Raw genomic sequence first — 23,697 nt, 5'->3', positions numbered from 1 at the left:
GTGGGTGTTTGGGCAATTTATACAGCTTTGAGACAGTAATGTTCGATCAACTGCCGCAATAGATGCACGGTAGGCTGCAAACGTGACATTTCGAGGTACTCGTCCGGCTGGTGCGCACAGGCGATGTCGCCGGGGCCGAGCACGATGGTTTCGCAGCCAAGGCGCTGAAGATAAGGCGCTTCGGTGCCGAACGCTACCGCTTCGGCCGTGTGGCCGGTGAGTTTTTCGGCAATTCGCACCAGCTCGGCGTCCTCGGCCTGCTCGAACGGCGGCACTTCGGGAAACAGCGGCGCATAATCGATCTTCACCTGATGGCGTTCGGCGACCGGGTTGAGCCTGCGCAGAATCTCGCTGCGCAAGAGCTTGGGGTCCATCCCCGGCAGCGGCCGCAGGTCGAACTCCAGCGAACACTGGCCGCAGATGCGGTTGGGGTTGTCGCCACCGTGGATGCAGCCGAAGTTCATGGTCGGCTGCGGCACGCTGAACTGCGGGTTGTTGAATTCACGCTGCCACAGCAGGCGCAGGCCGCGCAGTTCGCCGATGGCATCGTGCATCGCTTCGAGGGCGCTGTGTCCCAGGCGCGGATCCGACGAATGGCCGCTCTGTCCGAGGATATCGATGCGTTCCATCATGATGCCCTTGTGCATGCGGATCGGCTTGAGCCCGGTCGGCTCACCGATCACCGCCGCCCGGCCCAGCGGTCGCCCCGCTTCGGCCAGCGCCCGGGCACCGGACATCGAGCTTTCTTCATCGCAGGTGGCGAGGATCAGCAGCGGTTGCTTGAACGGTTGGTCGAGCAGCGGCTGCACGGCTTCGATGATCAGGGCGAAAAAGCCTTTCATGTCGCAACTGCCGAGACCGACCCAGCGGCCGTCGATTTCGGTGAGTTTCAGCGGATCGGTTTTCCACAGCGCATCGTCGTATGGCACCGTGTCGCTGTGACCGGCCAGCACCAGCCCGCCGGGGCCGCTGCCAAAACTGGCAAGCAGGTTGAATTTGCCGGGGCTGACCTGCTGGATGTCGCAGCTGAAACCCAGATCGCCGAGCCAGCCCGCGAGCAGATCGATCACCGCCCGGTTGGACTGATCGAGCCGCGGCTGAGTGCAACTGACCGACGGCGCGGCGATCAGTGCAGCGAACTGGTCTTGCATGGACGGCAAAGGCATCGCTGACTCCAACTCCCGGATTGAGGTTCATCATAGAACCATCCGGCGCCGAGAATAAACCGCCGCAAAGCGTAGGAAGGTTCAGTCCTGTACACTGCACGGCCTTGGCAGCCACACATTCCCCCGGCTGCGCTCCCGATCCTGGATTTTCCGGCCATGCAGAAAGAAACCGAAATCAAACTCCGCGTCAGCCGCGAAACCCTCGCCGCCCTGCGCGAGCACCCTCTCCTGAAAAAACGCAACAAAAGTGGCTGGGAACGCCGTGAGTTGATGAATCAGTACTTCGACACGCCCGAGCGTGACCTGGCCCGGGCCAAGGTTGCCCTGCGCCTGCGCAAGGACGGCGAAGAAGTGATTCAGACCCTCAAGACCCGTGGCCAGAGCGTTGCCGGTCTGTCCGAGCGTAACGAGTACGACTGGAACCTGCCCAAAGCCAAGCTCGACGTGAAGAAACTCGACGGCGAATGCTGGCCCGAGTCCCTCGCTGAGCTGGACAAGAAAACCCTGAAGCCGATCTTCACCACCGATTTCGTCCGCGAGCGCGCCGAAATCGCCTGGGGCCGTGGCAAGACCAAAGTGGTCATCGAAGCCGCGCTGGACCTGGGCCACGTGGTGGTCGGCAAGCAGAAAGAAGAAATCTGCGAGCTGGAACTGGAACTGCGCGAAGGCGAACCTGCCGCGCTGCTGGAACTGGCCGCCGAGCTGGCCGAAACCCTGGCCCTGATGCCGTGCGACATCAGCAAGGCCGAGCGCGGCTACCGTCTGTACGACGCCAACAGTTACTCGCTGAGCCTGCCGGCGCCGGCCATCACTGCTGAAACCCCGCTGGACGACGCCTTCGCCGCCCTGGCCTGGCACTTGCTCGGCAGCAGCCAACGTCTGGCCGAACAGTATCGCTTCAACGGCCACTGGCGCCTGCTGCAGGACTGGGTCGAGAACCTCGCGGAAATGCGCGCCCTGCTGAGCAGCCTCGGCCAGGCCGCACCGCGTCCGTCGACCCACGACTTGCGCGTTGCCCTCGATGCCCTGCTGGAAGACTGGCGTCCGCTGGTCCAGGTTGGCATCGAAGACGAAGACGTGCGTAAAGCCGCGCCGGAGCAGTTCCTCGAAGAACTGGAAGATCCGCGCTGGGGCCTGTTCTCGCTGAACGCTTCGCGCTGGTTGCTGGCGCGCACCTGGACGGCTGACCGCAACACCCGTGGCAATCGCCAGGGTGCCGCGCAGTTGCAAAGCTGGCTGCCGCGCCTGCTGGGCGAAGAAGCCACTTCGCTGCAACTGCAGCGCTATCAGCAGCAGCCGGAAGATCTGGCCGAGCAACTGCCACGCATCGAACGCATCCAGGTCTGGCTGCACCACGCGCGCAACGTGCTGGAAATCCCGGAAATGGATCGCCTGTACGGCGAGCTGAACAAACTGGCGCAACTGGCCAACGAGCCGACCATCACCGACGAATTGCTCGATGCGCGCAAGCATCAGGCGATTGCGGTGTACCAGAATCGCGCCTGGAAAATGCTGCTGCGCATGTAACACCGCCATCGCCAGCAGACTGTGATCGTTCCCACGTCGAACCGTCTGCGTGGGAATGCCTCAATGGACGCTCTGCGTCCGCTTTGGGACGCGGAGCGTCCCGGGCTGCATTCCCCGCGGAGCGTGGGAACGATCATCAAATCAGCGCAGTACCGGCAGGCTCGTCGTCGACTTGATCTCCGACAGCGCCACAATCGAGTTCACTTCCTGAATCCCCGGCACCAGCGACAGCTTCTCGAAGAAGAACCGCTCATACGCCTCGATGTCCGCCGCGACAATCCGCAACAGAAAATCCACCGCCCCCATCAGCACGTAACACTCCAGCACTTCGGGAAAACCGCGAATCGCCTCGGTGAACTCAGTGAAGTTCGAACGACCGTGTGCGTTGAGTTTGATCTCGGCGAAGATCTGCGTGTTCAGGCCGATCTTCTTGCGATCGAGCAAAGTCACCTGGCCACGAATGATCCCCTCCTCCTTCATCCGCTGAATCCGCCGCCAGCACGGCGACTGCGACAGGCCAACCTGTTCGGCGATCTGTGCGCTGGACAAGGAAGCGTCCTCTTGCAGCAGGGCGAGAATGCGCCGGTCGTAGCTGTCCAGCTCGCTGTGCATAAATAATCCTCAAAGGAAGCCAATAGCGAATTGATTCACCCAATCAACCGCCTGATGAGCTCATCTTAGACAAGAAATGCCCGGCATCGGATGTAAAAATTCCTCCACTGATTCCGGAGACCTGCCATGCCACACCTCGAAGCCGTCAACACCCCTGCGCCCCGTGCCGATGTGTGGAACGCCAGCAACGCCCATTGCCTTGCGCAGTACCAGATCCTGGCCGAGGCCGAGCCGGATTTGCTGGTGCGGGTGCTGAACCTGTTCGCCTTGCAGTGCCTCACCCCGGAACAGGTGAATGTCCAGCGGCTGGACGATCTGCTGTCGATCGACATCGTCATGAGCCGCCTGAGCTGGCACCGCGCCCAAGTGATCGCGGAAAAACTTCGTAACCTGATCAGCGTCTGCTCGGTGAACCTGCAGAACCCCGACGAGGCGTGGGATGCGCCGACGCAGGCGGCCGGCTGACAAGAACCGAAACGTCTTCGTCGGGTAGTGGCCCAACGGTCGGCGGGGCCACGACTATCCTTTGCGCACTGTCGTTCAAAAGGAGCCCGCATGTCCGTTCAACTCGCCACTCAGGACCGCTGGCTGGATCTCAATGAGGTACTGCGTGAACTGGTCGCCCAGGGGTTCATCTGCCAGGACTCGGCCGAGCAGGCGCTGAATGCCCGGCGTCGGCATGCCGCCCATGGCCAGAAGCATCCGCTGGAATTCATCGCCAGCCAGCAACTGGACGATCTCAGCCGTCCGGGCAAACACCTCGACCTGGAAAGCCTGACCCTCTGGCTAGCGCAGCAGGCCGGCCAGCCGTACCTGCGGATCGATCCGCTGAAGATCAACGTCGCCGCCGTCACGCCGCTGATGTCCTATGCCTTCGCCCAGCGCCACAAGATCCTCGCGGTATCGGTCGACCGAGACGCGGTGACCGTGGCCAGCGCCCAGCCCTATGTCAGCGGCTGGGAGGCGGATCTGACTCACGTCCTGAAACTGCCGATCAAACGGGTGGTGGCCAACCCGTCGGACATTCAGCGTTTCAGCGTCGAATTCTTTCGTCTCGCCAAATCGGTCAGCGGCGCCAGCAATGCCGATGCGCAAAGCGGCAACCTCGGCAACTTCGAACAACTGCTCAACCTCGGCGCCAGCGATCAGGAGCCGGACGCCAACGACGCGCACATCGTCAACATCGTCGACTGGCTGTTCCAGTACGCCTTCCAGCAGCGGGCCAGCGATATCCACATCGAACCCCGGCGCGAGCAAGGCACGGTGCGTTTTCGCATCGACGGCGTGCTGCACAACGTCTATCAATTTCCGCCGCAGGTGACGATGGCCATTGTCAGTCGCCTGAAAAGCCTTGGCCGGATGAACGTCGCCGAGAAGCGCAAACCCCAGGACGGCCGGGTCAAGACCAAGACCCCGGACGGCGGAGAGGTTGAGTTGCGCCTGTCGACGCTGCCCACTGCGTTCGGCGAAAAAATGGTGATGCGGATCTTCGACCCGGAGGTGCTGCTCAAGGATTTCGATCAGTTGGGTTTTTCCGCCGACGACCTGCGGCGCTGGCAGGACATGACCCGCCAGCCCAACGGCATCATCCTGGTCACCGGGCCGACCGGTTCCGGCAAGACCACCACGCTGTACACCACGCTGAAAAAGCTGGCGACGCCCGAGGTCAACCTCTGCACCATCGAAGACCCGATCGAGATGGTCGAGCCGGCCTTCAACCAGATGCAGGTCCAGCACAACATCGACCTGACGTTCGCCGCCGGCGTGCGAGCGCTGATGCGACAAGACCCGGACATCATCATGATCGGCGAGATCCGCGACCTGGAAACCGCAGAAATGGCGATTCAGGCCGCGCTGACCGGGCACCTGGTGCTCTCGACCCTGCACACCAACGATGCGCCGAGCGCCATCAGCCGTCTGCTGGAACTCGGCGTGCCGCATTACCTGATAAAGGCCACCGTGCTCGGTGTGATGGCGCAACGACTGGTGCGAACACTGTGCCCGCACTGCAAGGCGCCGCTGACACTTGATGAAGAAGACTGGCAAACCCTGACCCGACCGTGGCAGGCGCCGCTGCCGGGCAATGCGCAACGGGCCATCGGTTGCCTGGAGTGCCGCGACACCGGTTATCACGGCCGCGCCGGGGTCTACGAAATCATGCAACTGAGCGACAGCCTCAAGGCCTTGATCAGCCCCGACACCGATCTCACCGCGATCCGTCGTCAGGCATTCAAGGAAGGCATGCGCAGCCTGCGATTGTCCGGCGCGCAGAAAGTTGCTGCGGGGCTGACAACCCTTGAGGAAGTGCTGCGGGTGACGCCACAGAGCGAGCAGAAATAGCCGCTCACGGAACCGGATCGGGGAAACGGCGATCCAACCGGTTATTCAACACCAGTGGAGTCACCCAACATGCGTCTCAAACTTGCTGTCGCCACCCTTGCCCTGCTGTCTCTGCCCGTCGGTTCGGCAATGGCCGACAGCTTTTGGCGTAACGTCATTTCGTCCGGTGCCACCACCGGCTCGACCTACCTGACCTTCAAGGATCACAAACTGATCGTTGCCGCCCAGGACGACGCCGGCAGCTTCGTCGCCAGCGACGGCGGCATCCGTGGCCCGTACCTGGAAGCCGCGATGCAGAAAGTCCGCGCCGACAACCCTGGCCTGCAGGCAACGGACATGGAACTGGCGAACGCGATCCTGGCGAAGAACGCCGTGGCGTCGGAATAACCTTCCGGACAGACAAAAATGCCGCTCACACGAGCGGCATTTTTTTGCCCGCGGTTCAGCGGTAATCGTCCACCGGCACGCAGGCGCAGAACAGGTTGCGGTCACCGTAGACGTTATCGACCCGGTTCACCGCCGGCCAATATTTGTGCGCCTTCGTGTGCACATCCGGCGTGATGCCCTGCTCGATGCTGTACGGCCGCTCCCACACGCCGGTGATATCGGCCAGGGTATGCGGCGCCCGTTTGAGCGGGTTGTCCTCGGCCGGCCAGTTGCCGTTCTGCACCTCGGTGATTTCTGCGCGGATGCTCAGCATCGCGCCGATGAACCGATCCAGTTCGGCCTTGGACTCGCTCTCGGTCGGCTCGACCATCAAGGTGCCCGGCACCGGGAACGACATGGTCGGCGCGTGGAAGCCGTAATCCATCAGGCGCTTGGCGACGTCTTCTTCGCTGATGCCGGTCTGCGCTTTCAGCGGGCGCAGATCCAGAATGCATTCGTGGGCGACCCGCTCGTTGCGACCGCTGTACAGAACGGGGAAAGCACCGGACAGATGCTGCGCCAGGTAATTCGCCGCGAGGATCGCCACCTCACTGGCATCCGCCAGTTGCGGCCCCATCATCGCGATGTACATCCAGCTGATCGGCAGAATGCTCGCGCTGCCCCACGGTGCGGCGCTGACCGCTCCGTTCTGCGGTTGCGGCCCGTCGATCGGAATCACCGGATGGTTGGCAACGAACGGCGCCAGATGCGCACGCACGCCAATCGGCCCCATGCCCGGCCCGCCTCCGCCGTGGGGAATGCAGAACGTCTTGTGCAGGTTCATGTGTGACACGTCGGCGCCGATGTCCGCCGGCCGCGCCAGCCCGACCTGAGCGTTGAGGTTGGCGCCGTCCATGTACACCTGGCCGCCGTGCTTGTGGATAACTTCGCAGATTTCGCTGATGCCTTCCTCGTACACGCCATGAGTCGACGGGTAGGTCGCCATCAGGCACGACAGCTTGTCCCCGGCCTCGGACGCCTTGGCTTTCAAGTCCTCCAGATCGACGTTGCCGGCGTCGTCACACTCGACAATCACCACGCGCATCCCGGCCATCTGCGCCGAGGCCGGGTTGGTGCCGTGGGCCGAAGAAGGAATCAGGCAGATATCCCGTCCGCCCTGCTGGCGGCTCTCGTGATATTTGCGGATTGCCAGCAACCCGGCGTACTCGCCCTGGGCGCCGGAGTTGGGTTGCATGCAGATCGCATCGAACCCGGTGATCGCGCACAGCCAGCGCTCAAGCTCCTCGATCATCAGAGTGTAACCGACCGCCTGCTCCCGGGGCACGAACGGGTGCAGATTCGCGAATTGCGGCCAGGTGATCGGGATCATCTCGCTGGTGGCGTTGAGTTTCATGGTGCAGGAGCCCAGCGGGATCATCGACTGGTTGAGCGCCAGATCCTTGTTCTCCAACTGCTTGAGGTAGCGCAACATCTCGGTTTCGCTGTGGTGGGCGTTGAACACCGGGTGACGCAGGTAAGGCGTGCTGCGTTGCAGCGTGTCGGGAATGCCGGAGGTCAGCGTTTCGGCGTCCAAATCATCGACGCTCAAACCGTGATCGGCGCCCAGCAGCACATCGAACAGTCTGGCCACGGTGCTTTCATCACAGGCCTCGTCGAGGCTCAGACCCAGTTGGCCACGACCGAGAATTCGCAGGTTGATCTGCGCGGCCTGGGCGCTTTCGATGATCGCGGTTTGCGCGCCGCCCACGTCCAGCGTGAGGGTGTCGAAGAAGTGTTCGTTCAGCCGTTTTATGCCATGGCGTTCGAGCCCGGCGGCGAGAATGCAGGTCAGCCGGTGCACACGCTGGGCGATTCGTTTCAGACCTTCCGGGCCGTGATAGACCGCATAGAAACTGGCGATGTTGGCCAGCAGCACCTGGGCGGTGCAGATGTTCGAATTGGCCTTCTCCCGGCGAATGTGCTGTTCGCGGGTTTGCAGGGCCATACGCAGCGCGACGTTGCCACGGGCATCTTTCGACACACCGATGATCCGGCCGGGAATCGCCCGTTTGTATTCCTCGCGACTGGCGAAAAACGCCGCGTGCGGGCCGCCGTAACCCATCGGCACACCGAAGCGCTGGGATGAACCGAACACCACGTCGGCACCCAGTTCGCCCGGCGGGGTCAGCAGCAACAGACTGAGCAGATCGGCCGCCACGCAGGCCAGCGCCTGCTGCGCGTGCAGGTGATCGATCAGTGGACGCAGGTCGCGGACTTCGCCGTGGGTGTCGGGGTATTGCAGCAGTGCGCCGAACACCTGGTGCTGCTTCAAGTTATCCACAGCGTCGACGATCAGCTCGAAGCCGAAGCCTTCGGCGCGGGTCTGCACCACGGAAATGGTTTGTGGATGACAGTTTTCGTCGACGAAGAACAGATTGCTTTTCGACTTCGCCACGCGCTTGGCCAGGGCCATGGCTTCCGCCGCAGCGGTGGCTTCATCGAGCAGCGAAGCATTGGCCAGTTCAAGGCCGGTGAGGTCGATGGTCAGTTGCTGAAAGTTGAGCAACGCTTCGAGCCGGCCCTGGGCGATTTCCGGTTGATAAGGCGTGTAGGCGGTGTACCAGCCGGGATTTTCCAGCACGTTGCGCAGGATGACGGTCGGGGTCAGGGTGCCGTGGTAGCCCATGCCGATCAGGCTGGTCCAGACCTGGTTCTGCTCGGCATAACCGCGCAACTTTGCCAGCGCCGCCTGTTCGTCCAGCGCCGGCGGCAGGTCCAGCTCGCGGTTGAGGCGAATGCCCGGCGGCACGGTCTGTTCGATCAGTTCGACCCGGCTGCCGAGGCCGAGGCTGTCGAGCATCGCCTGTTGCTCGGCGGCATCGGGGCCGAGGTGGCGGCGCAGAAAGGCATGGGGATCGCGTAACTGGCTCAAGGATGGCAACTGGGACATGACGGGCTCTCTCTTGGCTGGCGGCTCGGCGTCAATGCAACACGGTCAAACCAGCATAGCAGCCACCCCGACGGCAAAAGTCCCGGGCAGAAAAAAGCCCCGACGGGTCGGGGCTTTGGGGTCTCGCCTGCAGCTTATTCGCCGATGGCAGCCTTGTAGCCGGCAGCGTCGAGCAGCTTGTCCAGCTCGGCCTTGTCGCTTGGCTTGAGCTTGAAGATCCACGCGGCGTACGGATCGTTGTTCAGCTCTTCCGGCGCGTTGGCCAGGTCTTCGTTGACGGCAATCACTTCGCCACCGACCGGGGAATAGATGTCGGAAGCAGCCTTCACCGACTCGACGACACCGGCAGCATCACCGGCGGCGAACACCTTGCCCACTTCTGCCAGCTCGACAAACACCACATCACCCAACGCTTCCTGGGCGTGATCGCTGATGCCCACGGTGACGGTGCCGTCGGCTTCCAGACGCGCCCATTCATGACTTTCGGCAAAACGCAGTTCAGCTGGGATGTTGCTCATGCTCGGTGTCCTCAAGAAATTGTCAGCGGTCGTGCCCGCCGGAAAAGGTTTAGATCAAGGTTTTGCCGTGACGGACAAAGGTCGGTTTGACCACTCGTACCGGATACCACTTGCCACGGATTTCCACTTCGGCGCGGTCGGCAGTCGCCATCGGTACACGCGCCAGGGCAATCGACTTGCTAAGCGTAGGAGAGAAACTACCACTGGTGATCTCCCCTTCGCCAACATCAGCGATACGAACCACCTGATGGGCCCGCAAAACCCCGCGTTCCTCAAGCACCAGACCGACCAGTTTGTGCTGCACGCCGGCGGTTTTTTCCGCTTCCAGCGCGTCGCGACCGATGAACCGGCGCGTGGCCGGTTCCCAGGCGATACTCCAGGCCATGTTCGAGGCCAGTGGCGAAACGTCTTGGTGGATGTCCTGACCGTAAAGGTTCATGCCGGCTTCGACCCGCAACGTGTCGCGGGCACCAAGGCCGATGGGGGAAATACCTGCGCCCACCAGATCGTTGAAAAATCCGGGAGCCTGATCGGCCGGCAGGGCGATTTCCAGACCGTCCTCACCGGTGTAGCCGGTGCGCGCAATGAACCAGTCGCCGTCGACGTAGCCCTCGAAAGGCTTGAGCATCTGGATCAGGTTGGCGCGGGACTGGGTCACCAGCTCGGCAATCCTGTGCCGGGCATGGGGGCCTTGAATGGCGAGCATCGCCAGCTCGGAGCGTTCGTGCATTTGCACATCGAAACTGCCCAGCTGTGCCTGCATCCAGGCCAGATCCTGATCGCGGGTGGAAGCGTTGACCACCAGACGATAACCGTCCTCGAGGCGGTAGACGATCATGTCGTCGACGATGCCGCCGCGCTCGTTGAGCATGGTGCTGTACAACGCACGGCCGGGGCTGTGCAGGCGTTCGACGTCATTGGCCAGCAAATGCTGGAGCCAGGCCTTGGCCTGGGGGCCGGTGACATCGATCACGGTCATGTGGGAAACATCGAACACCCCGCAATCGCGGCGCACCTGATGGTGTTCCTCGACCTGTGAGCCGTAATGCAGGGGCATGTCCCAACCGCCAAAATCGACCATCTTCGCGCCGAGGGCGAGATGCAGGTCATACAGAGGCGTACGCTGTCCCATGGGTTTCTCCTTCCGGGCGTGGCGAAGGTGCGGAGCGCTGCTGCACGGATCGGAAAGCCCTGTAAAAAAGGGCTTTCAGCCGATTTTAGCGACAGGGTCTGTCAGACGGACCGCACCGAATGCCGCGCATTGTAGCCGCATGATTCAGGACTGACGACTAAGTGTTTCGATGCGCCGAACGGCGAATAAGTCCGATGACCGGCAACAAGCCGACCAGCACCAGGGTCAGCGCCGGCAACGACGCCCTCGCCCATTCACCTTCGCTGGTCATTTCGAAGATCCGCACCGCCAGCGTGTCCCAGCCAAACGGGCGCATCAGCAGGGTCGCGGGCATTTCCTTGAGCACATCGACGAACACCAGCAACGCGGCGCTGAGCGTGCCGGGCAGCAACAACGGCAGATACACTTTGAAAAACAGTCGCGGCCCGCTGACGCCCAGGCTACGTGCCGCTTCAGGCAAAGATGGCCGTATACGCGTCAGACTGCTTTCCAGCGGCCCATAGGCCACCGCCACGAACCGCACCAGATACGCCAACAGCAACGCCGCCAGACTGCCCAGCAACAGCGGCTTGCCCGCACCGCCGAGCCAGCCGGACAGCGGAATCACCAGCTCCCGGTCCAGATAACTGAACGCGAGCATGATCGACACCGCCAGCACCGAGCCCGGCAAGGCATAACCGAGATTGGCCAGACCGACGGCGGAATTGATCGTCCGGGTGGGCGCCAGGCGCCGGGCGAACGCCAGCAACATCGCCACGCTGACCGTGATCAACGCCGCCATGCCGCCCAGATACAAGGTGTGCAGAATCAATCCCGCGTAGCGCTCATCCAGATCGAATCGCCCGCGCTGCCAGAACCACACCACCAGTTGCAGCACCGGAATGACAAACGCGCAGGCAAACACCAGACCGCACCAGCCGGTCGCCGCCCAGGCCTTGGGCCCACGCAGGTGGTAGAGCGCCTTGACCCGTGGCCGTTCATTACTTGCCCGATTGGCACCGCGCGCGCGACGTTCGCCGTACAGCACCAGCATCACCACCAGCAGCAACAGGCTGGCGAGTTGCGCGGCGCTGGGCAGGCTGAAGAAGCCATACCAGGTCTTGTAGATCGCGGTGGTGAAGGTGTCGAAGTTGAACACCGACACCGCGCCGAAATCCGCCAGGGTTTCCATCAGTGCCAGCGCCACGCCGGCACCGATGGCCGGCCGAGCCATCGGCAATGCCACGCGCCAGAATGCCTGCCAGGGTGACTGGCCGAGTACTCGCGCGGCTTCCATCAATCCCTTGCCCTGCGCCAGGAACGCGGTGCGCGCCAGCAGGTAGACGTAGGGATAAAACACCAGCACCAGCACCAGAATCACCCCGCCGGTGGAGCGCACTCGCGGCAGGCGCAGGCCGGTGCCGAACCATTCGCGCAGCAGGGTTTGCACGGGGCCTGCGAAGTCCAGCAGGCCGACGAAGACGAACGCCAGCACGTAGGCCGGGATTGCGAACGGCAGCATCAGCGCCCAGTCGAGCCAGCGTCGCCCGGGGAATTCGCAGAGGCTGGTGAGCCAGGCGAGGCTTACGCCCAGCAGGGTTACGCCGATGCCTACGCCGAAGACCAGTGTCAGGGTGTTGCCCAGCAGGCGTGGCATCTGGGTTTCCCAGAGGTGCGACCAGATCTGGTGATCGATGGTTTGCCATGAGAGCAGGAGCACGCTGAGGGGGAGCAGCACCAACGCGGCGATGGCGAAGACGATGGGGTACCAGCGGCGTTGGGCGGGGTGGGCCACTTTTGGGTCTCTGAGGGATTTTGTGGTGTTGTTGAGCTGAGTGTTTCAAGTGGGGATTGCTGCCCTCACCCTAGCCCTCTCCCGGAGGGAGAGGGGACTGACCGTGTTGCCTGGACATCATTCGGCGACTTGCAATATCGAGTTGAACTCCAGTTTTAAAAACTATGGAGATCGGCTCCCTCTCCCTCCGGGAGAGGGCTGGGGTGAGGGCAGCGATCTCAAGCGAACACCGCAGCCGGCAACATACTCAGTTCCAACCCGCCCGATCCATCATCCGGATCGCTTCAGCCTGTCGCTTGCCCGCCACCTCAACTGGCAGCGTATCAGCCACGAACTGCCCCCACGCCGCCACTTCTTCCGAAGGTTTCACCGCCGGATTCGCCGGGAACTCCTGGTTCACGTCGGCAAAGATCTTCTGCGCTTCAGGCGTGGTCATCCACTCTACCAGTGCCTTGGCGGCTTCCGGATGCGGTGCATGTTTGGTCAGGCCGATGCCCGACAGGTTGACGTGCACGCCACGATCCGCCTGGTTCGGCCAGAACAGTTTTACCGGCAGCTCCGGCTTCTGCTTGTGCAGGCGGCCGTAGTAGTAGGTGTTGACGATGCCGACGTCGCACTGGCCGGCGTTGATCGCTTCCAGCACCGCGACGTCGTCGGAGAACACGTCGGTGGACAGGTTGTTGACCCAGCCCTTGAGGATCTTCTCGGTCTTCTCGGCGCCGTGGACTTCGATCATGGTGGCGGTCAGCGACTGGTTGTAGACCTTCTTCGCCGTGCGCAGGCACAGGCGGCCTTCCCAGTTCTTGTCGGCCAATGCTTCGTAGGTGGTCAGCTCGCCCGGTTTCACCCGTGCGGTGGAATAGGCGATGGTTCGCGCACGCAGGCTCAGGCCGGTCCAGGCGTGGCTGGACGAGCGATATTGCAGGGGAATGCTGGCGTCGATGGTTTTCGAGGTGAACGGCTGAAGAATGCCCATCTGCTCGGCCTGCCAGAGGTTGCCGGCATCGACGGTCAGCAGCAGGTCGGCGGTGGCGTTCTCGCCCTCGGCCTTGATCCGCTGCATCAGCGGCGCTTCCTTGTCGGTGATGAACTTGATCTTCACCCCGGTCTTGGCGGTGTAGGCATCGAACACCGGCTTGATCAGCTCATCGATACGCGAGGAGTAGACCACCACCTCGTCGGCGGCCTGGGCGGCAGTGCTGCCGATCAGGGTCAGGGCCAGTGCGGTCAGAACACGCTTGGATGCCAACATGGGAGCGGTCTCTCGGTCGGGAAAAGTGGCCCAAATGATAAGGACTCACATTTACGAGCTCAATCGAACACTTTCCCAAGGAGTTACCAGATGTTGCACAGCCCGAAACTTTTGGCGAATGAACTGGCGCCTTTGCGGGCAAGCCCGCTCCCACAGGGTTCCAGGGTGTACTCAAATTGGAATTTCACACTGTCCACTGTGGGAGCGGGCTTGCCCGCGAAGGGGCCTTCAGTCTCAACAGAGAATTATGGTTTAGCCAGGACGGGAAGGTCCCCGGTCAGACCCAATGCTTCGCGCACGAACAACGCCTTTGCCTCGGGCATCTGCTCGACGATTTTCAGCCCGGTATTACGCAACCAGCGCAGCGGCAACGGATCGGCCTGGAACAACCGCTCGAAGCCTTCCATCGCGGCCATCAGCGCCAGATTGTGCGGCATGCGCCGGCGTTCGTAGCGGCTCAGGACTTTCACGTCCGCCAGGCGTTCGCCGCGTTCGTTGGCCTGCAACAACACTTCGGCCAGCACGGCGGCATCGAGGAAGCCGAGATTCACGCCCTGCCCCGCCAACGGGTGAATGGTGTGCGCGGCATCGCCGATCAGTGCCAGGCCTTCGGCCACGTAGCGTTTGGCGTGACGTTGACGCAGCGGCACGCACAGGCGCGGGTCGGCACTGATGACGTCGCCGAGGCAACCTTCGAAAGCGCGTTCGAGTTCACGGCAGAAGTCCGCTTCATCCAGCGCCATCAGCCGTTCGGCTTCGCTTGGCGTGGTCGACCAGACGATCGAGCACCAGTCCTGCTGGCCATCACGCTCCAGCGGCAAAAACGCTAGCGGCCCGTGATCGGTGAAACGCTGCCAGGCGGTCATGCGGTGCGGCTTGCTGCTGCGCACGCTGGTGACGATGGCGTGATGCAGGTAATCCCACTCGCGAGTGGCAACGCCAGTCAGACGGCGCACCGCAGAATTGGCGCCGTCCGCCGCGATCACCAACGGCGCACGCAAGGTGCGGCCGTCGGCCAGGGTCAGCAGCCAGTCATCACCGGAACGGCGCATCTGCTCCAGCCGCGCGTTGGCCAACAGGCCCATATCGCAATCGTGCAGACGGTCGAGCAAGGCATCCTGGACCACGCGGTTTTCGACAATATGGCCGAGCACCTCGGCGTGCACGCTGCTGGCCGAGAAGTGAATCTGGCCGGTGCCGCTGCCGTCCCAGACGTGCATGTCGGTGTAAGGGCTGCTGCGTCGATTGACGATGCCGTCCCACACGCCGAGGCGGTCGAGGATCCGCTGGCTGGCCGCCGACAGTGCGCTCACCCGTGGCTCGAACGGCGCGTCGCCATTGAAGGGTTTGACGCTCAACGGGCTGCCGTCGAGCAGCAGCACTTCCAGCCCGCTGCCCTGCAACGCCAGCGCCAGGGCACTGCCGACCATTCCGGCTCCGACAATCAGCACATCCGCGCGCATTTCCATGCTTTAAGCCTGTCTCGCTGGCGGCTTGAGCCGCACGTAAAGGGTTTTACCGACCCGCGCCACCAGGTTGCCGGCGCCGTCATGAATGTCGACCTGCAACTGCGGCAGGTATTTCTCGCCACTGGCGGTCTGCCGACGGATCTCGTCGAGCAGGGTGTCGTCGATGTTGAACCGGGCGAACACCGGGCCTTTACCCGGCGATATGAAATCAATGTCGGCGGCCTTGTCCCAGACGATGTACCGCGAGCCGAGGTTCTCCATGAGCATCAACATGAAGAACGGATCGACCATCGAATACAGACTGCCGCCGAACTGGGTGCCGACGTAATTGCGGTTGTACCAGCCCAGGCCCATCGAGACCCGGATGTCGCGAAAGTCATCGCTGATGTGCTGCACCCGGACACCCGCGCCGAAATACGGCGGGTAGAACGTCATGATCCAGCGCATCAGCCGCGCCTTGCCAAACTGTTTGATCAGCCACTCACGCATCCGACCGCGTCCCCAGCCCCATGGCCTGACGGGCGAACCAGCGTTTGGCCGGCGGCAGCAGATCGAGGCCGAGCAGGCCGATGTTGCGCCCCAGCGACACCAGCGGCTGGGTGCTGCCGAACAGGCGCGTGACCTGATCGGAGAAACCCACGGTCAGGTCCTGATCGAGACGCTGACGCTCGCGATAGACCTGCAACGTGGCGAAATCCCCCAGCGGTTTGTCGCTGGCCAGCAGCGCGGCGGCCAACGCATCGGCATCGCGCAGGGACAGGTTGAAACCCTGCCCGGCAATTGGATGCAGGCTGTGGGCGGCATTGCCGAGAACGGCCAGATGCGAGCGCACCTGCTCTTCGGCTTCCACCAGCGACAGCGGGTACAGATGCCGCGCGCCGACCTGTTTCAAAGTGCCGAGACGGTAGCCGAACACGCCTTGCAGCTCGCTGAGGAAATCACGCTCGCTCAGGTCGGCCAACCGTTGCGCGTCCATGCCCAGACGGGTCCAGACCAGCGCGCAACGGTTTTCCGGCAGCGGCAACAGCGCCATCGGGCCTTCGTCGGTGAAGCGCTCGAAGGCCATGCCGTTGTGCGCTTCGCTCGGGGTGATGTTGGCGATCAGCGCGCTCTGGTTATACGGGCGCTTGCGCACGTTGATGCCCAATTGTTCGCGCAGACCGGAACGGCCGCCATCGGCGAGCACCGCCAGATCGCACTCGACCGTGGTTTCGTCGTTGAGGGTCAGGCGATAGCCGTCCGGCAACGGCTCCATGCGGGTGACTTCCGCCGGGCAGCGCCAGCTGATCACGTCTTTGTCGAGGTGCTGCCACAGACACTGGCCGAGCCAGGCGTTTTCCACGACATAGCCGAGCGCAGGGACGCCCTCTTCCATCGCCGACAGGCGAGCGGTGGAAAAACGTCCACGGTCGGACACGTGAATCTGCTTGATCGGCTCGGCGCGGCGGGAGATTTCCTGCCACACGCCCAGCCGCTGATAAATCTGCCGTGAGCCGAAAGACAGTGCCGAGGAACGCGCGTCGTAGCTCGGCTGCCAGGTGTCACCGGGGGCGAACGGTTCGATCAGCACGATCTTCCAGCCACGGGCCTTGGCCCCGGCCTGCAAGGCTAACGCCAGACTGGCGCCGACCAGACCGCCACCGATGATTGCCAGATTGACCCGACTCATGCCGCGCAGGTCCGTGCTTGCGCCATCAGGGCTTCGATCTCGGCGACGGTTTTCGGCACGCCACCCGTCAGGATTTCACAACCGCTTTTGGTCACTACCACGTCATCCTCGATGCGCACGCCAATGCCGCGCCATTTCTTCGCTACGTTCTGATTGTCCGGGGCGATGTAGATGCCCGGCTCCACGGTCAGCGCCATGCCGACTTCCAGCACCCGCCATTCGCCGCCGACCTTGTACTCGCCGACGTCATGCACATCCATCCCGAGCCAGTGGCCGGCGCGGTGCATGTAAAACGCCTTGTAGGCCTCGGTGGCGATCAACTCGTCGACTTCGCCCTGCAACAGCCCCAGCTTCACCAGTCCGGCGGTGATGACCCGAACCGTGGCTTCGTGCGCCTGGTTCCAGTGCTTGTTCGGGGCGATTTCGGCGAACGCGGCTTCCTGCGAGGCCAACACCAGTTCGTAGATCGCTTTCTGCTCGGCCGAGAACTTGCCGTTGACCGGCCAGGTGCGGGTGATGTCGCTGGCGTAGCAGTCGATCTCGCATCCGGCGTCGATCAGCACCAGATCGCCGTCCTTGAGCAGCGCGTCATTCTGCTGGTAATGCAGGATGCAACTGTTGCGCCCGGCGGCGACGATCGAACCGTAGGCCGGCATTTTCGCCCCGCCCTTGCGGAACTCGTAATCGAGCTCGGCTTCGAGGCTGTACTCGTACAGCCCGGCACGGCTGGCCTGCATCGCCCGGATGTGGGCCTGGGCGGAAATCCGCGCCGCTTCGCGCATCACCTTCACTTCTGCCGCCGATTTATACAGGCGCATGTCGTGCAGCAGGTGATCCAGGGCAACGAATTCGTTCGGCGGCTGGGCGCCGAGGTGCGCCTTGGAGCGGATCACGTTGATCCAGTCCATCAGGTGGCGGTCGAATTCCGGGTTGCTGCCCATGGCCGAATACACCCGGTCGCGGCCTTCGATCAGGCCCGGCAAGATGTCGTCGATGTCGGTGATGGGAAAGGCGTCGTCGGCGCCAAAATCGCGGATCGCACCTTCCTGGCCGGCGCGCAGGCCGTCCCAGAGTTCGCGTTCGGCATTGCGTTCACGGCAGAACAGTACGTACTCGCCGTGTTCGCGCCCGGGCATCAGGACGATGACCGCCTGTGGCTCGGGAAAACCACTGAGGTACTGGAAGTCGCTGTCCTGACGATAGACATGCTCGACGTCGCGGTTGCGAATGGCGACCGCGGCGGCAGGCAGGATCGCGATGCTGTTGGGTTCCATCTGCGCCATCAGCGCCTTGCGGCGCCGGGCGTATTCCGCTTTCGGGATATGGATCATGGGCAGATGGCTTTCCCTGGCACGCGATCAGTGCAGCGACGGCTTGGCCGCTGGCGGCACGTCGGCCTTTTTGGTTTCGGAGAACAGCAGCAGCGGAGCGACACGCAGGTACTCCATGACTTCCATATAGTCGCTTTCGCCGTCTTCGGATTCTTCCAGTGCGTCTTGCACCTGGGAGATCGCTGCCAAATCCTGCAACACTTCAGTGGCTTCGGTGCTCAGCATGCTGCTGTCGCGGCAGTTCAGGCCGAAACCGGTGAGGAAACCCTGACACCATTCGCCCAGCGCGGCGGCGCGCTCGGCCAGTGGCGCGTCATCGTTCGGCAGCAGCAGAACCACGGTGACGTCATCACCGGTGAGTTCGCTCTTGACCATCTCCTGCAGACCGATCAGCGCGTTGCGGACGTTGTCCTGCGGCTCGCTTTCGAGCAACTCGGCGGCATCGATCAGCCACTCTTCGGCATTGAAGCCGGCGCCGGCGCAACTGCGGCCCAGCAACAGGCCGTGCAGTTCGGCAGGCGAAACGGAGTGACCGCTGGAGTTCAGCAGGGTGGCAAAGCCTTGGTACGGGGAATTCTGAATGGGCATGGGCAGCTAGGCGCCAGACGGCGCTATGTCTAGAATGAAGGCCTTGTATCCTACATCGACAGACTCGCCAAGACCATTAAAGGCTGTCCGCCAGCCAAACCCATCAGACCGAATCAGTGGACACAATGGAAGACACCGACCTGCAAGCGCTGATGGCCAGACTCGAACTGCTGATTACCCGAGTCGAGCAACTAAAGAGTCAAAATGCACTCTTACTTGCTCAGGAAAAGACCTGGCGCGAGGAACGCGCGCACCTCATTGAAAAAAACGAAATCGCCCGGCGTAAGGTCGAATCGATGATTTCGCGCCTCAAGGCCCTGGAGCAAGACTCATGAGTTCAAGCAATAGCGTTACCGTGCAGATCCTCGACAAAGAGTATTCGATCATCTGTCCCCAGGAAGAGCGCAGCAATCTGATCAGCGCCGCCCGCTACCTGGACGGCAAGATGCGCGAGATCCGCAGCAGCGGCAAAGTCATCGGCGCCGACCGCATCGCCGTGATGGCCGCGCTGAACATCACCCACGACCTCTTGCACAAAGAAGAGCGTCCGGACATCCAGGCCAGCGGTTCGACCCGTGAACAGGTGCGTGACTTGCTCGATCGTGTCGATCTGGTGCTGGCCGACGATCCGGACATCAGCAAGGGCTGATTCGCCAGGCTGCTTGAGTTATACTCGCCGCACTCCCTGGGGTGCTTGCCAGTTGACGATGTCCCTGAGCCGATTTGCACTACCCTGGGGGTTGCACGTTGGGCTGGTGTGCATGTCCGCCAGACGGAAAGCCTTAAAGCCTACTGCATCCTCCACCTTGAACTCTCGGGTTCAAGGGCTAAGTCGACAGCGGCTCATCCGGGGAGCCTGATTCGAATCCGATGCCGGTGCATGCCGGCATCGGATTTTTTATGCGTACGTTTTCGTCCCACCCTGCCGAAGCCGAACCATGACCGAACCCGCGTTGCTGCCCCGCCCCCAACTGCGCCGCCTGCTGCGCAAGGCCCGCCGCTCGCTGACGCGAAGCGAACAACGCGAGGCCGCCGAAGGTCTGTACAAGCAACTGGCACAAGACCCGCACTTTCGCCGGGCGAAACACATTTCCCTGTACCTGCCCACCGACGGTGAAATCGACCCGCGCCTGTTGCTGCGCGCCGCCCAGCGTCGGGGCAAGAAAACCTACCTGCCGGTACTCAGTGCCTGGCCACGGACCAAGATGGTCTTCCAGCAAATCCGCCCCGGCGAAAAACTCAAACCCAACCGCTTCCGCATTCTGGAGCCGCGCGCCAATCTGGCCCGTCAGCGCAAGGTCTGGGCACTGGATCTGGTGTTGTTGCCTTTGGTGGGATTCGACGATGTCGGCGGGCGCCTGGGCATGGGCGGCGGATTCTACGACCGCAGCCTGGCGTATCTGGCCCGACGCCAGAACTGGCGCAAGCCGACGCTATTGGGCCTGGCCCATGAATGTCAGAAAGTCGAACGTCTCGCGCAAGCGAGCTGGGATGTACCGTTGCAGGGAACGGTGACAGACAAGGCGTGGTATTTCGCAGGATAGACGCCGCGTAGATCAGCAGCGTCGAAAAGGCAGTGTCAGCGCTTGAAGGCTGTCGACTGTTGTACCTGTTGCGCCACTTCAATCGGTGCATCGGCCTTGTTGGCCCACAGACTTTGCGCATAACCGGTGGTCACGACGCCCAGACCGAACAAAATTACCAAAGTCCACAGCAAATCCGGTTTGCGTTTCATCGATTGCCCCCCTCAAGGCACATCATCACGATGACAGCAGCGGTTTCCATTCGTAGGCCGTGCAGCAGCGTCAAGCTTTAAAGGCCGGCATTTTGCGACAACGTGAACCTCTGCGCAAATGCTGACGTCAACCGACCGTCGGTTTGTCATAAAATTGCCGGACAACCTGCCCAATGACCGCTTGAGGAGCACACACCATGGCCTACTGGCTGATGAAATCCGAGCCCGACGAGCTCTCGATCAAGGGCCTGGAGAAGCTCGGCAAAGCGCGCTGGGACGGGGTTCGCAACTATCAGGCACGTAATTTCCTGCGGGCCATGGCGGTGGGGGACGAGTTCTTTTTCTACCACTCCAGCTGCCCGGAGCCGGGCATTGCCGGAATCGGCAAAATAATCGAAGCCGCGTACCCGGATCCCACCGCACTGGAACCGGAAAGCCATTACTTCGATCCGAAAGCCACGCCGGAGAAAAACGCCTGGAGCGCGATCGATGTCGCCCACGTAGAGACATTCAACCGGGTCTTGAAGCTGGATTACCTGAAACAGCAGACCGCGCTGGCCGAGATGCCGCTGGTGCAAAAGGGTTCGCGACTGTCGGTGATGCCGGTGACGGCCGAGCAGTGGGCGGCAGTGATCGCGCTCAAACCCTGAGTCATTTGTCGCCTGACAAAATGCCATCGCGAGCAAGCTCGCTCCCACAAGGGATCTGTGTGAATCACAAAATTGTGATCACCATGAATCCTGTGGGAGCGAGCTTGCTCGCGATGAGGCCCGCCCGGACAACGAATGCCTTACTGAATGATCAGGTTGTTGAACAACAGATCTTCAACCACCGGTTTGCCGGTCTCGTCATTCATCACTTGCTGAGTCTGCTTCAAGGCTTCCTGACGCAGCTTTTCCTTGCCCTCGATGCTGCCCATCGCATCAGTCGTCTGCTGAGTGAACAGCGCCACCAGCTGATTGCGGATCAGCGGCTCGTTGGCCTTGACCAGTTTGGTCGCCTCTTCACCGGTCACCCGCAGTGCCACGTCGGCCTTGTAGACCTTGAGCTTCGGGGTGCCATCGAGTCCGTAGTTGCCCACAAACGGCGGGCTCAGGGTGATGTAGTTGACCTTCGGCGCCTCGCCTTCTTTGGCTTCTTCGGCCAGCGCTGCCACAGGCAGAGACAGGGCCAGCAACAACATGATCCACGCTTTCACAATTCGCTCCTTATCCGGTTTGCGGCCTAGCATAACGACCCGCCGCGCAAGCACAAGCTTATGGCGGACTATCAGGGCCGGGCATGCTCGTTGACCCGTTGACTGCCACACCTACACTTATCGGCCATCACTCCCAAAGGAATAGCCCTGATGAAAGCCGTGCTGTGCAAAGCCTTCGGCCCTGCCGAATCGCTGGTGCTGGAAGACGTCGCCAGTCCTGTCGCCAAGAAGAACGAAATCCTGCTGGACGTGCACGCAGCCGGGGTCAACTTCCCGGACACGCTGATCATCGAGGGCAAGTACCAGTTCAAGCCGCCCTTCCCGTTCTCCCCAGGTGGCGAAGCCTCCGGCGTGGTCAGCGAAGTCGGTGAAAAGGTCAGTCACCTGAAGGTCGGCGATCGGGTCATGGCCCTGACCGGCTGGGGCAGCTTCGCCGAGCAGGTCGCGGTGCCGGGCTACAACGTGCTGCCGATCCCGCCGTCGATGGATTTCAACACCGCCGCCGCCTTCAGCATGACCTACGGCACTTCGATGCACGCCCTCAAACAGCGCGGCAACCTGCAACCGGGTGAAACCCTGCTGGTACTCGGCGCCTCCGGCGGCGTCGGCCTGGCCGCTGTGGAAATCGGCAAAGCCATGGGCGCCCGGGTGATCGCCGCCGCCAGCAGCGCGGAAAAACTCGCCGTGGCCAAGGCGGCCGGTGCCGACGAACTGATCAACTACAGCGAAACCAGCCTCAAGGACGAGATCAAGCGCCTGACCGACGGCCAGGGCGCCGACGTGATCTACGACCCGGTCGGCGGCGACTTGTTCGACCAGGCCATCCGCGCCATCGCCTGGAACGGCCGCCTGTTGGTCGTCGGTTTCGCCAGCGGCCGCATTCCCGAACTGCCGGTCAACCTCGCACTGCTCAAGGGCGCGGCAGTGCTCGGCGTGTTCTGGGGCTCCTTCGCCCAGCGCCAGCCGCAGGACAACGCGGCGAACTTCCAGCAACTGTTCGGCTGGTTTGCCGAGGGCAAGCTGAAACCGCTGGTGTCGCAGGTCTATCCGCTGGGCAATGCCGCACAGGCGATCAATGATCTCGAGCAGCGAAAGGCTGTCGGGAAAGTCGTGGTGCAAGTGCGCTGAGCTGATCGGGCGACCCGGGATTGATGGCAACTGCCGGGTCGCCCTTCAGAGCACTCCAGCCCTACATCAAACTGCGAATGTCCTCCGGCAACAGACTCATGTAAGTCCGGACCGGACTGTCGCGACATCCCCGGACAATCGTCGGAATCCGCTTGTTCAGTCTGGCGATCATATCGAGGCGCTGTTCGTCCGGCAGCTGCGCTTTGTGGAAAACATTGGAAAGGTAGGCCCTGGTGTGAACGAACACCTTGGTATCTATCCACGACTGTTCCGCAATGTCGCCGAGATATTCGTTCAGGGTTCGGCACTTCAAGGCTTTCAGTTGCTGGTTGATGTGGATGGGTTGATCCAGATCCAGCCTGAATACCATCGGCGCAAGGACTCGCCTCTCTGCCGGTTTGTCGCCCTCGACGATCCATGGTTTGAAACGCCACTGCTCGACAGCCGCCCTGACCGCTTCGATCAACTCCGGATGGCTGTTTGGCGCGAAGCTGATCCGGTCAACTGAACCGTCAGCATGGACAGTGAACTCGGCGCCCACTTCACCAACCACGCCAGACCTGAAAAGCCCCAGCGGATAGACCGGCCTCGGGTTGTTTTCCGGAATCAGTAGCACCTCTGACGCCCACGCACCTCCCGATGCCATCAGCAAAAACAGCAACACACACCACCGCATGAGCCCTCCCCCCCTTCACCGCACGAGTGCCCGATTGGCACCGTCAAAAGGGTAGAGCCCGGCAGCCTGAAACAGAACGCCGCGCCTTCCGCATTGTTCGCAGGACATTTCCCAAATCTGTGCCCTACAAAGCCATGAAACCCGGCAGGAAGACGTCGAAGTAACATTTCCCACAGCGCCGCGTACTTATATCTGAGCGACATGTTCATAAAGGAACGCGCGACTTCCAACATTTCCGCTGTTTTGCCGATGGGAAGCGGTGCTAT

The 23,697-nt window shown here is 62.2% G+C and carries 24 protein-coding genes and 1 other RNA gene; 10 read left to right on the top strand and 15 right to left on the bottom strand.

The window, feature by feature from the left end; genetic code table 11:
* Nucleotides 1–17: 17 nt before the first annotated feature.
* A complete protein-coding gene (argE, locus tag K5E37_RS16670; RefSeq protein WP_221534530.1) occupies nucleotides 18–1,166 on the bottom strand; it encodes an acetylornithine deacetylase in 1,149 nt (382 codons plus the stop codon).
* 156 nt (nucleotides 1,167–1,322) lie between these two features.
* Between argE and K5E37_RS16665 the strand changes: the two genes are divergently transcribed.
* Entirely contained in the window at nucleotides 1,323–2,693 is a 1,371-nt protein-coding gene (locus tag K5E37_RS16665) for an inorganic triphosphatase (RefSeq protein WP_007951783.1), read from the top strand.
* A gap of 141 nt (nucleotides 2,694–2,834) precedes the next feature.
* Here K5E37_RS16665 and K5E37_RS16660 read toward each other — a convergent pair whose 3' ends face one another.
* Nucleotides 2,835–3,305, bottom strand: a complete 471-nt coding sequence (locus tag K5E37_RS16660) for an Lrp/AsnC family transcriptional regulator (protein WP_007951785.1) — start codon at nucleotides 3,303–3,305, stop codon at nucleotides 2,835–2,837.
* Between the two features lie 126 nt (nucleotides 3,306–3,431).
* Here K5E37_RS16660 and K5E37_RS16655 point away from each other — a divergent pair, with 126 nt between their 5' ends.
* From K5E37_RS16655 to K5E37_RS16645, 3 genes are all read left to right on the top strand, one after another.
* Nucleotides 3,432–3,770 carry a hypothetical protein gene (locus K5E37_RS16655; protein ID WP_221534529.1) on the top strand — a complete coding sequence of 113 codons (339 nt, stop codon included), beginning with the start codon at nucleotides 3,432–3,434 and terminating at the stop codon, nucleotides 3,768–3,770.
* Between the two features lie 90 nt (nucleotides 3,771–3,860).
* Nucleotides 3,861–5,645 (top strand): GspE/PulE family protein, encoded by a 1,785-nt coding sequence (locus K5E37_RS16650; protein WP_221534528.1) that lies wholly within the window; start codon nucleotides 3,861–3,863, stop codon nucleotides 5,643–5,645.
* Between the two features lie 69 nt (nucleotides 5,646–5,714).
* Complete coding sequence (locus tag K5E37_RS16645; protein ID WP_007951791.1) at nucleotides 5,715–6,032, top strand: DUF2388 domain-containing protein; 318 nt, start codon at nucleotides 5,715–5,717, stop codon at nucleotides 6,030–6,032.
* A gap of 55 nt (nucleotides 6,033–6,087) precedes the next feature.
* Here K5E37_RS16645 and gcvP read toward each other — a convergent pair whose 3' ends face one another.
* From gcvP to K5E37_RS16595, 10 genes are all read right to left on the bottom strand, one after another.
* Nucleotides 6,088–8,961, bottom strand: coding sequence for an aminomethyl-transferring glycine dehydrogenase (gene gcvP, locus K5E37_RS16640; RefSeq protein ID WP_221534527.1), 2,874 nt, complete (start codon nucleotides 8,959–8,961; stop codon nucleotides 6,088–6,090).
* Nucleotides 8,962–9,095: 134 nt separating this feature from the next.
* Nucleotides 9,096–9,479 (bottom strand): glycine cleavage system protein GcvH, encoded by a 384-nt coding sequence (gene gcvH, locus K5E37_RS16635; RefSeq protein WP_085746742.1) that lies wholly within the window; start codon nucleotides 9,477–9,479, stop codon nucleotides 9,096–9,098.
* 49 nt (nucleotides 9,480–9,528) lie between these two features.
* Nucleotides 9,529–10,611, bottom strand: a complete 1,083-nt coding sequence (gene gcvT / locus K5E37_RS16630) for a glycine cleavage system aminomethyltransferase GcvT (RefSeq protein WP_221534526.1) — start codon at nucleotides 10,609–10,611, stop codon at nucleotides 9,529–9,531.
* A gap of 157 nt (nucleotides 10,612–10,768) precedes the next feature.
* A complete protein-coding gene (locus tag K5E37_RS16625) occupies nucleotides 10,769–12,385 on the bottom strand; it encodes an iron ABC transporter permease (RefSeq protein WP_221534525.1) in 1,617 nt (538 codons plus the stop codon).
* Between the two features lie 247 nt (nucleotides 12,386–12,632).
* Nucleotides 12,633–13,637 carry an extracellular solute-binding protein gene (locus tag K5E37_RS16620; RefSeq protein ID WP_221534524.1) on the bottom strand — a complete coding sequence of 335 codons (1,005 nt, stop codon included), beginning with the start codon at nucleotides 13,635–13,637 and terminating at the stop codon, nucleotides 12,633–12,635.
* A 245-nt stretch (nucleotides 13,638–13,882) separates the two neighbouring features.
* Nucleotides 13,883–15,100: a 2-octaprenyl-3-methyl-6-methoxy-1,4-benzoquinol hydroxylase gene (locus tag K5E37_RS16615; RefSeq protein ID WP_221534554.1), complete on the bottom strand. Its 1,218-nt coding sequence runs from the start codon at nucleotides 15,098–15,100 to the stop codon at nucleotides 13,883–13,885.
* Between the two features lie 9 nt (nucleotides 15,101–15,109).
* Entirely contained in the window at nucleotides 15,110–15,595 is a 486-nt protein-coding gene (locus K5E37_RS16610) for a DUF4442 domain-containing protein (protein ID WP_221534523.1), read from the bottom strand.
* Nucleotides 15,588–16,775, bottom strand: coding sequence for a 2-octaprenyl-6-methoxyphenyl hydroxylase (gene ubiH / locus K5E37_RS16605; RefSeq protein WP_221534522.1), 1,188 nt, complete (start codon nucleotides 16,773–16,775; stop codon nucleotides 15,588–15,590). The genes K5E37_RS16610 and ubiH overlap by 8 nt, the downstream gene beginning before the upstream one ends.
* Complete coding sequence (pepP, locus tag K5E37_RS16600) at nucleotides 16,772–18,106, bottom strand: Xaa-Pro aminopeptidase (RefSeq protein ID WP_007951809.1); 1,335 nt, start codon at nucleotides 18,104–18,106, stop codon at nucleotides 16,772–16,774. The genes ubiH and pepP overlap by 4 nt, the downstream gene beginning before the upstream one ends.
* Before the next feature lie 27 nt (nucleotides 18,107–18,133).
* Nucleotides 18,134–18,694, bottom strand: a complete 561-nt coding sequence (locus tag K5E37_RS16595) for a YecA family protein (RefSeq protein ID WP_007951810.1) — start codon at nucleotides 18,692–18,694, stop codon at nucleotides 18,134–18,136.
* A 125-nt stretch (nucleotides 18,695–18,819) separates the two neighbouring features.
* Here K5E37_RS16595 and K5E37_RS16590 point away from each other — a divergent pair, with 125 nt between their 5' ends.
* From K5E37_RS16590 to K5E37_RS16575, 4 genes are all read left to right on the top strand, one after another.
* On the top strand, nucleotides 18,820–19,029 hold the full coding sequence (locus K5E37_RS16590) for a TIGR02449 family protein (protein WP_007940359.1): 210 nt from the start codon (nucleotides 18,820–18,822) through the stop codon (nucleotides 19,027–19,029).
* The gene (locus K5E37_RS16585; protein WP_007951811.1) at nucleotides 19,026–19,343 is read left to right on the top strand and encodes a cell division protein ZapA; all 318 of its coding nucleotides are present in this window, start codon (nucleotides 19,026–19,028) and stop codon (nucleotides 19,341–19,343) included. Before K5E37_RS16590 ends, K5E37_RS16585 begins: the two co-directional genes overlap by 4 nt.
* 30 nt (nucleotides 19,344–19,373) lie before the next feature.
* Nucleotides 19,374–19,552, top strand: a non-coding RNA gene (gene ssrS / locus K5E37_RS16580) — 6S RNA.
* A gap of 80 nt (nucleotides 19,553–19,632) precedes the next feature.
* Complete coding sequence (locus K5E37_RS16575; protein ID WP_134022791.1) at nucleotides 19,633–20,238, top strand: 5-formyltetrahydrofolate cyclo-ligase; 606 nt, start codon at nucleotides 19,633–19,635, stop codon at nucleotides 20,236–20,238.
* Nucleotides 20,239–20,273: 35 nt separating this feature from the next.
* Here the strand turns inward: K5E37_RS16575 and K5E37_RS16570 are convergent, their stop codons facing one another.
* Nucleotides 20,274–20,429: a hypothetical protein gene (locus K5E37_RS16570; protein WP_007911192.1), complete on the bottom strand. Its 156-nt coding sequence runs from the start codon at nucleotides 20,427–20,429 to the stop codon at nucleotides 20,274–20,276.
* A 197-nt stretch (nucleotides 20,430–20,626) separates the two neighbouring features.
* On the opposite strand from K5E37_RS16570, the gene K5E37_RS16565 reads away from it, so the two are divergent.
* Nucleotides 20,627–21,079: an EVE domain-containing protein gene (locus K5E37_RS16565; protein ID WP_103385895.1), complete on the top strand. Its 453-nt coding sequence runs from the start codon at nucleotides 20,627–20,629 to the stop codon at nucleotides 21,077–21,079.
* Nucleotides 21,080–21,219: 140 nt separating this feature from the next.
* Here the strand turns inward: K5E37_RS16565 and K5E37_RS16560 are convergent, their stop codons facing one another.
* On the bottom strand, nucleotides 21,220–21,627 hold the full coding sequence (locus K5E37_RS16560; RefSeq protein ID WP_007951814.1) for a flagellar basal body-associated protein FliL: 408 nt from the start codon (nucleotides 21,625–21,627) through the stop codon (nucleotides 21,220–21,222).
* A gap of 150 nt (nucleotides 21,628–21,777) precedes the next feature.
* Between K5E37_RS16560 and K5E37_RS16555 the strand changes: the two genes are divergently transcribed.
* Nucleotides 21,778–22,755, top strand: coding sequence for an NADPH:quinone oxidoreductase family protein (locus K5E37_RS16555; protein ID WP_221534520.1), 978 nt, complete (start codon nucleotides 21,778–21,780; stop codon nucleotides 22,753–22,755).
* Between the two features lie 61 nt (nucleotides 22,756–22,816).
* Here K5E37_RS16555 and K5E37_RS16550 read toward each other — a convergent pair whose 3' ends face one another.
* Nucleotides 22,817–23,431, bottom strand: a complete 615-nt coding sequence (locus K5E37_RS16550) for an energy transducer TonB (protein ID WP_221534518.1) — start codon at nucleotides 23,429–23,431, stop codon at nucleotides 22,817–22,819.
* Nucleotides 23,432–23,697: the final 266 nt, after the last annotated feature.

It is taken from the genome of Pseudomonas sp. RIT778, assembly GCF_019718735.1.
Lineage (GTDB): Bacteria > Pseudomonadota > Gammaproteobacteria > Pseudomonadales > Pseudomonadaceae > Aquipseudomonas > Aquipseudomonas aphyarum.
This window is presented reverse-complemented; position numbering and strand designations above follow the sequence as displayed.

Excerpts from the sequence above, each read along its gene's own strand:
- K5E37_RS16645 (WP_007951791.1), top strand. The coding sequence starts at position 5,715 with ATGCGTCTCAAACTTGCTGTCGCCACCCTTGCCCTGCTGTCTCTGCCC.
- K5E37_RS16615 (WP_221534554.1), bottom strand. The coding sequence starts at position 15,100 with ATGCGCGCGGATGTGCTGATTGTCGGAGCCGGAATGGTCGGCAGTGCC.
- argE (WP_221534530.1), bottom strand. The coding sequence starts at position 1,166 with ATGCCTTTGCCGTCCATGCAAGACCAGTTCGCTGCACTGATCGCCGCG.
- K5E37_RS16575 (WP_134022791.1), top strand. The coding sequence starts at position 19,633 with ATGACCGAACCCGCGTTGCTGCCCCGCCCCCAACTGCGCCGCCTGCTG.
- ubiH (WP_221534522.1), bottom strand. The coding sequence starts at position 16,775 with ATGAGTCGGGTCAATCTGGCAATCATCGGTGGCGGTCTGGTCGGCGCC.
- K5E37_RS16595 (WP_007951810.1), bottom strand. The coding sequence starts at position 18,694 with ATGCCCATTCAGAATTCCCCGTACCAAGGCTTTGCCACCCTGCTGAAC.
- K5E37_RS16660 (WP_007951785.1), bottom strand. The coding sequence starts at position 3,305 with ATGCACAGCGAGCTGGACAGCTACGACCGGCGCATTCTCGCCCTGCTG.
- K5E37_RS16585 (WP_007951811.1), top strand. The coding sequence starts at position 19,026 with ATGAGTTCAAGCAATAGCGTTACCGTGCAGATCCTCGACAAAGAGTAT.
- K5E37_RS16665 (WP_007951783.1), top strand. The coding sequence starts at position 1,323 with ATGCAGAAAGAAACCGAAATCAAACTCCGCGTCAGCCGCGAAACCCTC.
- gcvP (WP_221534527.1), bottom strand. The coding sequence starts at position 8,961 with ATGTCCCAGTTGCCATCCTTGAGCCAGTTACGCGATCCCCATGCCTTT.
- gcvT (WP_221534526.1), bottom strand. The coding sequence starts at position 10,611 with ATGGGACAGCGTACGCCTCTGTATGACCTGCATCTCGCCCTCGGCGCG.
- K5E37_RS16550 (WP_221534518.1), bottom strand. The coding sequence starts at position 23,431 with ATGCGGTGGTGTGTGTTGCTGTTTTTGCTGATGGCATCGGGAGGTGCG.
- K5E37_RS16555 (WP_221534520.1), top strand. The coding sequence starts at position 21,778 with ATGAAAGCCGTGCTGTGCAAAGCCTTCGGCCCTGCCGAATCGCTGGTG.
- K5E37_RS16650 (WP_221534528.1), top strand. The coding sequence starts at position 3,861 with ATGTCCGTTCAACTCGCCACTCAGGACCGCTGGCTGGATCTCAATGAG.
- K5E37_RS16655 (WP_221534529.1), top strand. The coding sequence starts at position 3,432 with ATGCCACACCTCGAAGCCGTCAACACCCCTGCGCCCCGTGCCGATGTG.
- K5E37_RS16610 (WP_221534523.1), bottom strand. The coding sequence starts at position 15,595 with ATGCGTGAGTGGCTGATCAAACAGTTTGGCAAGGCGCGGCTGATGCGC.
- K5E37_RS16590 (WP_007940359.1), top strand. The coding sequence starts at position 18,820 with ATGGAAGACACCGACCTGCAAGCGCTGATGGCCAGACTCGAACTGCTG.
- K5E37_RS16565 (WP_103385895.1), top strand. The coding sequence starts at position 20,627 with ATGGCCTACTGGCTGATGAAATCCGAGCCCGACGAGCTCTCGATCAAG.
- K5E37_RS16620 (WP_221534524.1), bottom strand. The coding sequence starts at position 13,637 with ATGTTGGCATCCAAGCGTGTTCTGACCGCACTGGCCCTGACCCTGATC.
- K5E37_RS16570 (WP_007911192.1), bottom strand. The coding sequence starts at position 20,429 with ATGAAACGCAAACCGGATTTGCTGTGGACTTTGGTAATTTTGTTCGGT.
- pepP (WP_007951809.1), bottom strand. The coding sequence starts at position 18,106 with ATGATCCATATCCCGAAAGCGGAATACGCCCGGCGCCGCAAGGCGCTG.
- gcvH (WP_085746742.1), bottom strand. The coding sequence starts at position 9,479 with ATGAGCAACATCCCAGCTGAACTGCGTTTTGCCGAAAGTCATGAATGG.